The 12,176-nt window shown below is 40.8% G+C and carries 12 protein-coding genes, 1 other RNA gene and 1 pseudogene; 2 read left to right on the top strand and 12 right to left on the bottom strand.

Annotated elements, in window-relative coordinates; translation table 11 throughout:
• Positions 1-16 precede the first annotated feature (16 nt).
• From CXF81_RS16705 to CXF81_RS16680, 6 genes are read right to left on the bottom strand one after another with little or no spacing between them, the layout of a single operon-like run.
• The gene (locus tag CXF81_RS16705) at positions 17-1,282 is read right to left on the bottom strand and encodes a tetratricopeptide repeat protein (RefSeq protein ID WP_101182467.1); all 1,266 of its coding nucleotides are present in this window, start codon (positions 1,280-1,282) and stop codon (positions 17-19) included.
• Between the two features lie 3 nt (positions 1,283-1,285).
• On the bottom strand, positions 1,286-1,894 hold the full coding sequence (locus CXF81_RS16700; protein ID WP_101182466.1) for an energy transducer TonB: 609 nt from the start codon (positions 1,892-1,894) through the stop codon (positions 1,286-1,288).
• Position 1,895: 1 nt separating this feature from the next.
• Positions 1,896-2,294 (bottom strand): biopolymer transporter ExbD, encoded by a 399-nt coding sequence (locus CXF81_RS16695; protein WP_006010793.1) that lies wholly within the window; start codon positions 2,292-2,294, stop codon positions 1,896-1,898.
• Between the two features lie 11 nt (positions 2,295-2,305).
• Entirely contained in the window at positions 2,306-2,830 is a 525-nt protein-coding gene (locus CXF81_RS16690) for a MotA/TolQ/ExbB proton channel family protein (RefSeq protein ID WP_101182465.1), read from the bottom strand.
• Between the two features lies 1 nt (position 2,831).
• On the bottom strand, positions 2,832-4,196 hold the full coding sequence (locus tag CXF81_RS16685; RefSeq protein WP_101182464.1) for a MotA/TolQ/ExbB proton channel family protein: 1,365 nt from the start codon (positions 4,194-4,196) through the stop codon (positions 2,832-2,834).
• A gap of 5 nt (positions 4,197-4,201) precedes the next feature.
• Complete coding sequence (locus CXF81_RS16680) at positions 4,202-4,966, bottom strand: DUF3450 domain-containing protein (RefSeq protein WP_101183096.1); 765 nt, start codon at positions 4,964-4,966, stop codon at positions 4,202-4,204.
• 783 nt (positions 4,967-5,749) lie between these two features.
• Between CXF81_RS16680 and CXF81_RS16675 the strand changes: the two genes are divergently transcribed.
• Positions 5,750-6,028, top strand: coding sequence for a late competence development ComFB family protein (locus CXF81_RS16675; protein ID WP_101182463.1), 279 nt, complete (start codon positions 5,750-5,752; stop codon positions 6,026-6,028).
• Between the two features lie 37 nt (positions 6,029-6,065).
• On the opposite strand, the gene ffs is transcribed toward CXF81_RS16675, so the two are convergent.
• Together ffs and CXF81_RS16665 are read right to left on the bottom strand one after the other, a co-directional pair.
• Positions 6,066-6,162: signal recognition particle sRNA small type (gene ffs, locus CXF81_RS16670), an RNA gene on the bottom strand.
• Positions 6,163-6,244: 82 nt separating this feature from the next.
• Entirely contained in the window at positions 6,245-7,291 is a 1,047-nt protein-coding gene (locus tag CXF81_RS16665; RefSeq protein WP_101182462.1) for a Glu/Leu/Phe/Val dehydrogenase, read from the bottom strand.
• 266 nt (positions 7,292-7,557) lie between these two features.
• Here CXF81_RS16665 and CXF81_RS16660 point away from each other — a divergent pair, with 266 nt between their 5' ends.
• The gene (locus tag CXF81_RS16660) at positions 7,558-8,025 is read left to right on the top strand and encodes an Lrp/AsnC family transcriptional regulator (RefSeq protein ID WP_014109282.1); all 468 of its coding nucleotides are present in this window, start codon (positions 7,558-7,560) and stop codon (positions 8,023-8,025) included.
• Positions 8,026-8,042: 17 nt separating this feature from the next.
• On the opposite strand, the gene maiA is transcribed toward CXF81_RS16660, so the two are convergent.
• The 4 genes and pseudogenes from maiA to phhA form a co-directional block, all read right to left on the bottom strand.
• Positions 8,043-8,696, bottom strand: coding sequence for a maleylacetoacetate isomerase (maiA, locus tag CXF81_RS16655; protein ID WP_101182461.1), 654 nt, complete (start codon positions 8,694-8,696; stop codon positions 8,043-8,045).
• A 19-nt stretch (positions 8,697-8,715) separates the two neighbouring features.
• Positions 8,716-9,732: a fumarylacetoacetate hydrolase family protein gene (locus CXF81_RS16650; protein ID WP_101182460.1), complete on the bottom strand. Its 1,017-nt coding sequence runs from the start codon at positions 9,730-9,732 to the stop codon at positions 8,716-8,718.
• Positions 9,733-9,949: 217 nt separating this feature from the next.
• Positions 9,950-11,503, bottom strand: coding sequence for a transcriptional regulator TyrR (gene tyrR / locus CXF81_RS16645; RefSeq protein ID WP_101182459.1), 1,554 nt, complete (start codon positions 11,501-11,503; stop codon positions 9,950-9,952).
• 160 nt (positions 11,504-11,663) lie between these two features.
• Positions 11,664-12,071 (bottom strand): annotated as a pseudogene (phhA, locus tag CXF81_RS16640) (phenylalanine 4-monooxygenase); the annotation flags it as partial.
• Positions 12,072-12,176 lie beyond the last annotated feature (105 nt).

The following is a 12,176-nucleotide window of genomic DNA, read 5'->3' as shown; positions in this document are numbered from 1 at the left end:
TATGTTGTTAGCCTAGTTAGATTCGAATGCCTCTATTTGAGGCTTTGGTCTTTATATAGGGTTCCCAAGCTAACGCGTTCTTGCGAAGGCTTGTGTCTTTCTTAGCTTCTTGAGCGGAAGCTAAAGCTGCTTTGTAATCACCTAAATAGAAGTAAGCTTCGATAAGCGCAAAATGCACTTTACCTTCGCTTTCTTCGTTATCGACCAGTGACAGCTGCAACGCTTTAACTGCGCCTTTGTAATCACCAGCGCTTAACAGCATTGAACCTTGTCTACGATAAAGTTCTGGGTCTGATGCAACTTTTGCAGCTTGACCAAAATACGATGCCGCTTTCTTGAAATCGCGAGCTTGAAAAGCAGAATTAGCTACCGCAGATAAAGTCACTTTATCTTTGGGTATTAGACCTGATTTCATGTGCTTTTCCATCAGCATAGTAGCACTGTATGGTATGCCATTTACGCTATACAACTGAGCAAGCTGTTTATGCTGCGTCGCAGTTGTTAAGTGACCCTGCATATAAGCGAGTTTAAACATAGTAAGCGCCATTTTGTAATTCTCAGTAATCTGATAAAACAAACCTGCGTTCTTGTACCATGCTTCAGAGTCAGGAAAAACTTGGATCGCCGTTTCGATAACATCGATGGCTTCCTTATATTTCTTCTGATCGTAGTAAACACTCATTTTTATTGCATATGGGGTCTCTTTTGCCGGATCCAGAAACTGAATTGCCTTGTCTGCCGGAGCGATAACCTTGTCTAATTGCTTCATCTCTTTATAAGCATTGGCAATTTTAAGGAATGTCATCCCGTCATCTCTGCACGTAAACGCCATCCACTTCTCGAACCACATTATCGCTTCTTCATATTTGCCGGCTTCGTACTTTAAATCGCCAACTAACTTGATAATAGGAGCGTGGTCGTTATCGTTTAGTATTTTGGTTTTTACTGCGCGTTCCAGATAATCACCCGCCTCTAAACGTTTGCCCGGTTCGGAGACTAGTAATTGGCCCAAAAACCTATCAACAGATGCTCTGTCAAATGGGTCATCGGCTTCGATTTCATATAGCAAATCAATCGCTTCTTTGACCAAGTCTTGATTATAGGCTTCGAAAGCTTTGTTTAGCTTCTTACCTACTTTCTGACCTAACAATTGCGTTTTTGCTGGCTTGTAACCAGGGCATTGAATTGCTAAGTTGGCTTGTGCCATTGATAAGGACGAATACGACCCCATCACTAGCGCCGAACCGATCAACAATGAAGCTTTAAGAGATTTAAATTTCATGGCTTATTCTCCTAACTTAAAGTCTAATTGAACTTCGAGCCCGAATTGTTTTTGAGCAATACCATCAACAATCTTCGGACGATACTTCCACTTGCGAAGTGCACGCTTGGCATTGCGGTCAAAGATTCGTTTTGGATCGGCATCAAGTACTTCAACATCTTCCACACCACCCATTTCGTTAATAGTGAATGACAACCGTACCCAGCCTTCCTTGCCATCGCGAGATGCCTGAGGTGGATAGTCTGGTGGAATACGCACTATTGGCGATGCATCGCCATCACGCATTGCACCAATACCGCCTACTGAAGTCGTTATACCACCTGTATCGACAGAAGGTATTGACAAACTAAAGCCAGATGCATTTGGATCAGCTTGGTCAGGTTCAACCAACTCAATCTTTGGTGGCTCTTGAGGTGGCGGTGGCGGTGGCGGTGGCTTTCTGACACGAGTCTGTAACTCATCATCAGGCTTTTGCATGACAATATCAATAACCGGTGGAGGAGGCAGCGCGCCCATCGCCTTTCCATCATTTTGGATTAATTTTGCCATAACAACAAACAAACCAAACGCAATTGATGCTCCAAGTAAAATGGAAACTATAATTCTAACCATGTTAACCCCTCACCGCAATTGCAACGCGGTCTATACCTGCTTCCTTCACTTGATCCATAACTTTCACCACAACGCCATGTTTGGCTTTGGTGTCGGCCTGAATAAAGACAACTTCTGAAGGTTGCTCTGACAACAGCTTTTCAAGGTTAGCCGAGACAGCTTCTACTGAAATCTCTCGTCTATCCATCCACACATTGCCATCTGCGGTAATCGCAATAAATATATTTGCCTTCTTCATTAACACTGCAGTTTCGCCATCAGGTTTATTAACATCTATACCCGCTTGCTTAATAAAAACAGTCGTTACAATGAAGAATATTAGCATTATGAAGACAACGTCCAGCATTGGCGTCATGTCAATCTGAGCGTCTTCTTCCTCAACTCTTACTTTACGACCCATTATAATCTCTCTTAATGATGTGGCAGGCTATCGACTAATTTCTCTCTTGCCATTTTAGCTTTCGCTTCAAGGCGTGAACTGAAAAACAGTCCAGAAAGAGCTGCAACCATTCCAGCCATCGTCGGAATTGTTGCCATCGAGATACCAGCAGCCATTATTCTTGGGTTACCAGTACCTTGCGTTGCCATACTCTCGAATACACCGATCATGCCGGTTACAGTGCCTAATAATCCAATTAATGGACACATAGCCACTAATGTACGAATAATAATCAACCTTGCATTCAAAGCGTCTGACGCCTGTGAAATCCACGTGTCACGAATTCTATGCGCATACCATGAAGTAGTATCTTTTCTAGCATTCCAGTCGGCTATAATTTGTTTCTTAACCCCAGGAAATACTGAACTAAAATACCAATAACGCTCAACCATTAAAACCCACATAAGGAAGAGCGCAGCAGCGACGAAATACAACACGTCACCGCCGGTAGCGATAAAGTCCCTGACAGATTCCCATAATCCAATCAGGTACAACATATTAAGCTTTCTCCGACTCTGCGCTAGTTGCAATAAAGCCAGCTGTTTGCTCATCTAATACATGAACAATTGACTTCGCCTTTGCAGCTACAAAACTATGAACCAAAATAAGTGGTAACGCTGCAATTATACCTTGAGCTGTTGTTACAAGTGCCATTGAAATTGAACCAGCCATGATCCGTGGGTCGCCTGTACCAAACAATGTAATTTGTTGGAATGTTTCAATCATACCAAGTACCGTACCTAATAGACCAAGTAAAGGGGCTATTGCTGCGAATATCTTGATGATGTTGATGCCTCTATCTATACTGGGTAACTCACGCAAAATAGCTTCATCTAATTTCAGTTCTAAACTTTCAACATCAGCTGCTTTGTTTGCTTGATACACACTTAAAATACGACCCAATGGGTTTTTCGTATTCGGACTATCGATGTTCTTCAGCTGTTTGCTCATTTTTGCGCCGATAGTAGAAAGCGTTAGGAACTTATATAAACCGATTAACAAACCTATCGCTAGCATGACCGTAATTGTATAACCTACGGGTCCACCAGCATGATATCGCTCAATCATGGTTGCTTTTTGCTTAAACAAATTCAGGATCGCGCCTCTTGATGGGTCAACAAATACCGGAACGAAACCATCCGATGCTGCCGCATTGAATATATCTTGAGTCGTTGCAACTTGATAACCATCCGGTTGGCGACCTAATGGTTGCACAGTGCCATTAGAATCATCGTATACCAAATAACCTTGACTTCCGATTAAGTTAAACGTACCGATGCGCAATACAGTCTGCATTCCTTTACCGCCATCCAGATTAAGGACTTCTGTTTCAAATTTTTCAACCTGACCAGACGCCGTCATTTCTGTTTGCAGGGAAAACCACAACTCTCTTAATTCGCTGATGTTTGGCAAACCTTTCGAGTCTTTTGACATTTCACCTAAAAACACGTCGCGACCGGGATACTGAGCGCTAACGATTGAGGTAGAAATTCGACCATATGCATCAGCAGAAGCTTGACGAACAACACCAAACATTTCGCCAAGGTCACCCGTGGCTATGTCTAACTCAACTTCTTTGTCGACTAAAGTCTGTTCATTGGCAGAAAACGAATTAGCCAAACGATCACCGCGAGCTTCTTCAGCACGCAACTCAGATTGTGCTTTGCGTAATAGGCCTTGTTTATCTGAGCGGTCCTTGCGGAACTCAGCTTCACGTTGCTCATTAACACGTGATTGAACCGTGCCTTCCTGTTTTACTTTTTGCAGCAAGTCTTGCAGTGTTGTTGACGACTGTGCTTGTGCAAATGACGCTACACAAACCATTGTCGCTGCAGCAACAAGTGTTTTAATTATTGTTTTCATTATACTTACTCCGCAGCTTTAATAGGTAATTTGATAAGATCTTCAGGCACCAAGCCTTGCGCCATGCGCACTGCTTGAATGATAGAGTTAAGATACTCATCACCTAATTTTTGATAATTACGTGCATCGTTGTCCCATGCCCAAGCATGTTTTTGATCTTTAGACAGCGCGAGCAAAGCCGTACGACCTAAGTTAAAGAAATCTACCGACACATCCTGACCACCATCTTCGATAGTACCAGGGTAAGTTTCAATTTTTGAACCATATTCATTTTCTGTCTGATATGCTTCAAGCACAACACGAAAACGTTCAGCGACAGTCACGCTTGAGTTTGACATAACATCACGAAGTCTTTGAACGCGAGCTGTTCGCTCTTCGATATTGATTGGAACATCGAGTTTAATGAACTCTTCAAGACTGCTTATCATGTTAAACATCAATGGAACGATGTTTTGCTTGGTCTCATCAATTGAATCAATCTGGCGCTGCAGTGAATCAATACCACGTTGTTGGTCTGCCACTAAATTGGCCAAGTAATCATTATAAACCTTTAAGCTTTCCGTTGAATCAATGACGTTTCTATATTCAGCTAGCAATTCCTGTGATTGTTCGAAAAGGTTATTAATTTTTTCTTGAGATTGCGCTGCTGCTTTATGGATCTTAGCTTCTTCATTTTGTAAATCCTGAAGCTGATCTGCAGAGACAATCGAAGCATTCCCCAGTGCTAACGCACCCAGAACGCATGATGCTATTTGAGTTCTCTTGCTCATTTTGGACATATTCCCAACCATAGTTTTGATGTTCACGCCCTTAACAATAAAAGACGTCGTAATTATAATTATCATAGTCGTGCATTCATAGGAACGATGCACTCGCGCTAGATAGTCACAGGATGTTATGTAAATGTCAAGAAAACGGATAGGCTAACTTTTAAGTCACTGCGCAATTTATGCCCCTTATTAATGAAAAAATTAATAAAAAAATAGTGGTAATAAATGCATAGAATTAAATTAAGCAATTAGCACTTTTTTACTTGATTTTTACGACAATCTGCAGTTCCGAAAATACTATCCATTAAAAATAGGGTGTAAATACAAAATACTAGTTTTACAACGCCGTTCCTTCTGATGCTTTACTAGCGCTTAAATAATCAGCAACAGTTGATATTAATGAGCTTATTCATCATGTTCTTTGTGCAAAGCACTCTCATTTACATCATTAGTACTAAGAGGACTCGGACACGTTTTTCGTGCTGATTAAATAATTAAAGCGACGCATAAACCCGCATCCACTTGGCATAGCATTTTGTATTATTAACCCATACAGCCATTTCGACCTTTAGATTTGATAGAGGTTCCTGCATAAATTAAACAAATTACCTCATCATTATCTTTGTGACGGTAATTATTAATGCATTCTAATTTTTACAAAATGCAGAAATACTTTATTTAGATTTAAAATAATAAATAGCTATAAAGCATTCTGGTTTCGTATTTTTAGCCGATATATCTTAGACTATAAATTGTAATGATAAATTAATGACGGTATAAGATATGAAACTAGATGATGACATTCACAACTATTATGAACATTTGGTCTTAGACAAAATCCAAACGCTTGGTTTTAATCAAAGCAAAACAGTAGACTTTTTAGCCGATCTTACCTGTCTGGTGTTGAATCAATTACCGCCCCGATATATTCGATTTGAAGTGGACATGGCATTTTATTTGCCGATGTCAGAGCGCAGACAAATGGAAATGAACGTATCGCATGCGATAAATAACGTAGTTAAGTATTTAGAAACGCACCCGAAGAATGACGATGCCGAATGACGCATAATAGAAACATTAAAGAAGGGAGTTGGGTGGCAAGCCCCAGCCACATCTCGGCACATGAGTCCTTCGGTACGGCTGCTCCCTTCCGGGCCTGACCGAGTTTCCAAAATATCATTGCGAGAGAACCAGAGCTCACCATTGAAATCGTCTTAGGTTCAAGACGGCGTGGAGTATGCCGATTTCTATGATTACTTGCAACCGCTTCAAACTAATTTATTTAAATTTTAATTCAGCTAGCGAGTCAGCTACTTTAGCCGTCGCTAAACCGCTCTCGTCTGCTTCCACAAAAATCGTTTGCAAAGTTTCACCAATCTGATTTAAATGCTCACGTAATTTATCTACATTGCTGTCTGAACGCTGATGATAAATATCGATAATACCGCCTGCATTAATGACGTAATCCGGTGCATACAAAATACCGTTACTGGCTAATTTAACCCCTATCTCGTCGCACGCTAATTGGTTGTTGGCTGCACCAGCGATAATTCGGGCTTTGAGATGATCGATATTCTGATGGTTAATCGCATTGCCTAAGGCACATGGAGCAAATACATCAACATCAAGAAAATCAATTTGATCGACGTTAACTTGGATAGCGCCAAATTCAGCCACTGCTTGGTTAACACCGCCGGGAAATATGTCAGCCACATAAAGCTTTGCGCCTGCGTTATAGAGGTGCTCAGCTAACCTAATACCAACGTGTCCAACGCCTTTAATCGCCACTTTCTTGCCTTGTAAATCGGATTGATAGACGTGTTTGACTGCTGCTTTTATACCAACAAAAACCCCATAAGCCGTTGCTGGGGCTGGATTACCATCCGCAACATTGCCATCAAAGCTGTACTTGGAAAAGGTACCGCTGACATGTTTTGTATTTTCAGACATTAATATAATATCAGACACCGCAATGCCGGAATCCTCGGCTGTAATGTAGTTACCCTTTAAGGTATCAACGAAGTGACCCATTTCACGCATCATGTCAGACGTTTTATCTTTACGAGGATCGCCAAAAATAACGGCTTTACCGCCACCTTGCTCTAACCCTGCCATTGCTGCTTTGTAAGTCATCCCTCTGGATAACCTCAGCACATCGGTCAACGCTTCTTCAGAGTTAGCATAATTCCACATTCTACAACCACCTAACCCCGGGCCTAGATTTGTATTGTGTACAGCAATAATTGCTTTTAATCCTGTTGCTTTGTCATGGTAAAAGGATACTTGTTCATGCTCTGCAAACTCTCGGTGATCGAAAACTGACATATGTACCTTAATTGTTGAAATTGTTATTTTTTGTTATTGTTATTGATTGTTTTGCTGGTTTTCAATCATGATGTTGCTAATAGTACATTTTTTGATGCTAATAACTCACGACAGATTGTAGCCGAATATTTAGAGGACGTATCTTGCGATTTACGCTTGTATAAAAAATAGTTGTTCACTAAATGTATTTATTATTTTCTATTTATAGGATATCTATCCTATAATGGTTTTGATATAAGTGATACATCTCTCACCATGGAATAAAAATGAAGTTAGATAAGTTTGATCGAGAAATTCTAAGAGTAATGCAAAGAGACGCAACGGTATCAATGGCAGAACTAAGCCAATATGTTGGTTTATCCCATACCCCTTGCTGGCGCAGAGTTAAACGCATGGAAGCTGACGGAGTTATTCGTCAAAAAGTAACACTGTTAGACAGTAAGAAACTTAATCTTGGTGTCTCAGTTTTCATTTATGTTACGCTAAAAAACCATGATGGTGATTCACTGGTCGATTTTGAAAAAGCCGTTCAAGAAATTGTCGAGATAGTTGAATGTCATACTACTAGTGGCGAAAAAGACTATTTATTGAAGGTTATTGTGGAAAGCATTGAGGAATACGAGCAACTGCTCAAAAATAAACTCACGCACCTTCCTTTGGTTGATCACTTGAGCTCTACATTTGCCTTAAAACAAGTTAAAAATACGACAGAGCTACCCATTAAAAATATATAAACTCTGTCGCTGCTACCTTAGGCTGAGTCTGACTGTGCTTCAGGCTTGGCTGTTTGAAACGCCTCTAATTCATTGCAATTGTCAAAAATTTTTTGAATCAATGGAAAGTGCTGCAGGTTTACCTTAAATCTTAACGCATTGTATACTTGCGGGATAAGGCAGACATCGGCTAGTGTTACGTCGTAACCGAAACAATACTTGCCTGAACGCGTCACTAGCCTTTTCTCTAAAGCGCTAAATGCCTGTTCAATCCATTTCACGCACCAAGCTTCAGTCTGTTCGCTGCTGGCCTCAAAGTCAGACTTAAGGCTTTGTAAAATCCGCAAATTTGTAACCGGTTGAAGATCACAAGCGATATCTTGCGCGAAAGCCCTTACCCTGGCTTTATCTAACGCATGAGTAGGCAGTAACGCTGGCGTATTAGGGTATTTATCATCTAAATATTCTATTATTGCCAACGATTGATTAAGCACAATGTCTTCGTCATCATCAACAAAAGTAGGTACCAACATTGAGGGATTCATGCTGCTGTATGCATGACTTCGATGTTGACCTCCATCCTTCACCAAATGCACCGGCACATAGTCAAAATCAAGCTGTTTTAAATGCATCGCTATCCTTAAACGATAAGATGCAGATGAACGCCAATAACCATATAATTTCAGACTCATTATTACTCCTCTCCGGCTGCTAGTGTGCAGCAGATTTCTTAATGACTTGGTCAATTGCGCCAAAAATACTGAGTCCTGTGCTATTAAACATCTCAATTCGAATAGAGTCTTCGAATGACATAAATGGCGTTGACGGTTTGCCATCGCGAATAGTTTCGATCATTCTAACTTCGGCAATACAAGAATAACCAACACCACCTTGTGCTATTGAAGATCCGTGCTCAGTACCTTGTTTGTTTGAGACTGTTCCTGAGCCAATAATTGCACCCGCACCTAAGTTACGAGACTTTGCAGCATGAGCGACTAATTCGGCAAAATCGAAAGTCATATCTTCACCAGCTTGTGGTTTTCCGAACAACGCACGATTGTAATGCGACACTAATGGCAGATGTACTTTGTTGCCAGACCATGCTTTATCAAGCTCATCAGGAGTGACCGCAACAGGGGAAAAGACGGACGCTGGTTTTGACTGAAAAAATCCGAACCCTTTGGCTAGCTCACCAGGGATTAAACCACGTAACGAAACATCATTAACCAGCATCAGCAATTTTATATGCTGACCTGCATTTTCAGCTGACACTCCCATTGGTACATCATCAGTAATAACCGCCACTTCGCCTTCGAAATCTATTCCCCACTCGTCTGAGGGCAATAATACATCGTCTCGAGGACCAATGAAATCATCTGAGCCGCCTTGGTACATTAATGGATCAGTCCAAAATGAAGCTGGGATTTCTGCACCACGTGCTTTTCTAACAAGCTCTACGTGGTTAACATACGCACTGCCATCGGCCCACTGAAAAGCACGAGGTAATGGACTCTCACAAAGCGACTGATCAAAATTTTCAGTATCCAAATCATCCGCATTTAAGGCTTCATAACGCGCTTGGAGTACAGATTGAATGGCATGCCAATTATCCAATGCTTGCTGCATAGTTACCGCAATATCAGCAACTTCAATTGTTTTTGTTAAGTCGCGGCTCACGAGCATCAGTTTGCCATCTCGTGTATTATTTTTATAAGTCGCCAATTTCATTCATTCAACCTTTAATTTATTTCATCGTTCACTGAACAGCTTGAAAAGACAGTAAGATTTGCTTTACCCGTTTATCCAACACCGCTTTCAAATTGTTCTTGATTAATCTTATTATAACTCTGAATAGAGAATGAAACACCCCGCATTTGTGTACCCGCCACTTAAAAGAAAGACAAAAAAAAGCCCCAAAACATGGGGCTAAAGGAGTATATCGTAACTAATACTTTACAGTTGCTTTGCTAATACCATATTCACGAAGCTTGTTGGCAATTGCTGTGTGGCTTAATCCAAGCTTACGAGCTAATTGGCGAGTACTCGGATAAGACGGATAGAGCCGTTTGAGTAAATCCTTCTCAAACTTCTTAACTTCTTGTTCCAAAGTGCCTTCAAAATTCTCATCGATATAGTTTACGGTGGTACTGCAACTTGGCAATTGAATAGCTTCTTTGGTAATTTCATTGCCATCCATTAACGCTATCGCTCTGTATAGGGCGTTTTTTAATTGTCTTACATTACCTGGCCAAGGATAAGCTTGCAGGTAGTCAACGCAGGATTTACTCAGCTTAGGAGAACGAATACCGAGCTTGTTGCTGTGTTGTCGAACAATGCTTTCTGACAATGGAATAACATCAGTCTTTCTTTCGCGAAGGGGGGGAAGTACCAATGCAAGCACATTTAATCGATAGTATAACTCTTCTCTAAACGAACCAATTTCGGCTGCTTCAGACAAATCTTTGCAAGTCGTGCAGATAATTCGAAGATCAACTTTTACAGGTTCCTTCTGACCAGCTCTGCAATAATGTCCTTCTTCAATAACTCTCAGCAGTTTAGATTGCAGCTGTTGGGACATTTCGGAAATTTCATCTAGCACTAGAGTGCCGCCAGAAGTTAATTCAATCAACCCTGTTTTAGTCTCGGCACCAGAAAACTGCCCCTGTTCAATGCCAAATAATTCGGTTTCTGCAACGTCATCAGGCAAAGAAGCACAATTCAATATATGAAATTCGTTCTCAGCACGAGGACTGCTGTCATGGCAAGCCCTCGCTATACTTTGTTTACCCGTGCCTGACTCACCATAAATAACCATGTGGCCATCCAGTTCAGCCATGCGCTTTGCATCACGTATCACCTTTTTCATTATCGGACTTACCGCTTGAAAAGTGTCAAAACAGTTTGATGTTGTTTTGTTAAACATGTTGAGCTGTTTGCCTAATCGGGATTCCGACTTTAAAATGACAACGGCTCCTGCAAGCACTGTTTTATCGTTGTCGGGTACATCGACCGGCAAAATGTCAGCAATATAGTCTTGCTGTATAAACTTAACTCGATGAGTTTGGGCATAAATTTCTTTGCCTTCCAGCCATTTTGTAATATTGAACCCAGATAGCACTTCATCGATGTTCAATTGCAGTATTTGCTCACGCGTGAGTTCAAGGCCTCTCGCCACAGCGTCATTGAATAATATAATTTTACCGGAAGTATCAGTCGAAAAACAAGGGTCAGGTAATGTTTGCAGTAGTGCTCGTAATTGGTTCCGTTCACGCTGAATGGGCATAAAAGGCGTCGTCTTAACATCAATAATGCCTTTAATCCGGCGGATTTTAGGCATTAGATGTTGAAAATTTTCAAATTCAATGGTGAGGAAATCGAGGAAAATTTTACCTGTCTCGTCAATTTCTATGCCGCGCAAGTCAATATCATATTCGGTAAGAATATCTAGGACGTCTTGCGTAATTCCAAGTCTGTTTTGACAGTTTATTTCCAATCGCATGAGGGTAGTCTATATCCGAAAATTCACCCGTGGGTGATTAAATTCATATCGTTGGTAGAATATACGTTTATCTGTGAACCTAGATCAATATATCGTGCAAGCGCTGACAGATTCTATTGCATATTAAAATAGACAGACTCAGCGCTTTTTTAATTTCAAATTAACTGACCAGTTTGTTTTTTGGTGTAAATTTAAGCGCAAATAAACCCAAGTTTTTAGCTTCTTCTACCAATGCCATGATATCCATTTCGGCCATATCAATTAAATTATCAAAATCTTCGAGCACGTAATAAAGCGGCTGCATAATATCGACCCGATATGGCGTACTTAAAGCATCAATCGGTCTAAGGTCGTCTCTAAATTGGATTTCACTATCCAGAGCATAGTGAGTTTCGCCAGATGAAGATAGTATGCCGCCACCATAAATGCGTAATCCATCGACGGTTTTTACCAAACCAAATTTTATTGTAAACTAATATAACCGAGCTAAAGACCCTCTATCGGCTTTATTTGCAGCTAAACCTAATTTACCGTATGTATGAGTAAAATTGGCGACAAACGTACAGTGTTTTCTTCGGCGTGCACTTAACCTAACATTGAATCATTCACTTAATTTCGGCCATATGATGGTAACTAACTTTTGACTAATAATGATGTTCTCAGTTTTTGTCAC

Origin of the sequence: Glaciecola sp. 33A (genome assembly GCF_002836745.1) — a bacterium.
GTDB lineage: Bacteria > Pseudomonadota > Gammaproteobacteria > Enterobacterales > Alteromonadaceae > Glaciecola.
This window is presented reverse-complemented; position numbering and strand designations above follow the sequence as displayed.

Coding starts and splice junctions, on each gene's coding strand:
- CXF81_RS16665 (WP_101182462.1), bottom strand. CDS start 7,291: ATGTCAGTTTTCGATCACCGAGAGTTTGCAGAGCATGAACAAGTATCC.
- CXF81_RS16675 (WP_101182463.1), top strand. CDS start 5,750: ATGAAACTAGATGATGACATTCACAACTATTATGAACATTTGGTCTTA.
- CXF81_RS16680 (WP_101183096.1), bottom strand. CDS start 4,966: ATGAGCAAGAGAACTCAAATAGCATCATGCGTTCTGGGTGCGTTAGCA.
- CXF81_RS16690 (WP_101182465.1), bottom strand. CDS start 2,830: ATGTTGTACCTGATTGGATTATGGGAATCTGTCAGGGACTTTATCGCT.
- CXF81_RS16660 (WP_014109282.1), top strand. CDS start 7,558: ATGAAGTTAGATAAGTTTGATCGAGAAATTCTAAGAGTAATGCAAAGA.
- CXF81_RS16700 (WP_101182466.1), bottom strand. CDS start 1,894: ATGGTTAGAATTATAGTTTCCATTTTACTTGGAGCATCAATTGCGTTT.
- CXF81_RS16650 (WP_101182460.1), bottom strand. CDS start 9,732: ATGAAATTGGCGACTTATAAAAATAATACACGAGATGGCAAACTGATG.
- CXF81_RS16685 (WP_101182464.1), bottom strand. CDS start 4,196: ATGAAAACAATAATTAAAACACTTGTTGCTGCAGCGACAATGGTTTGT.
- CXF81_RS16705 (WP_101182467.1), bottom strand. CDS start 1,282: ATGAAATTTAAATCTCTTAAAGCTTCATTGTTGATCGGTTCGGCGCTA.
- tyrR (WP_101182459.1), bottom strand. CDS start 11,503: ATGCGATTGGAAATAAACTGTCAAAACAGACTTGGAATTACGCAAGAC.
- maiA (WP_101182461.1), bottom strand. CDS start 8,696: ATGAGTCTGAAATTATATGGTTATTGGCGTTCATCTGCATCTTATCGT.
- CXF81_RS16695 (WP_006010793.1), bottom strand. CDS start 2,294: ATGGGTCGTAAAGTAAGAGTTGAGGAAGAAGACGCTCAGATTGACATG.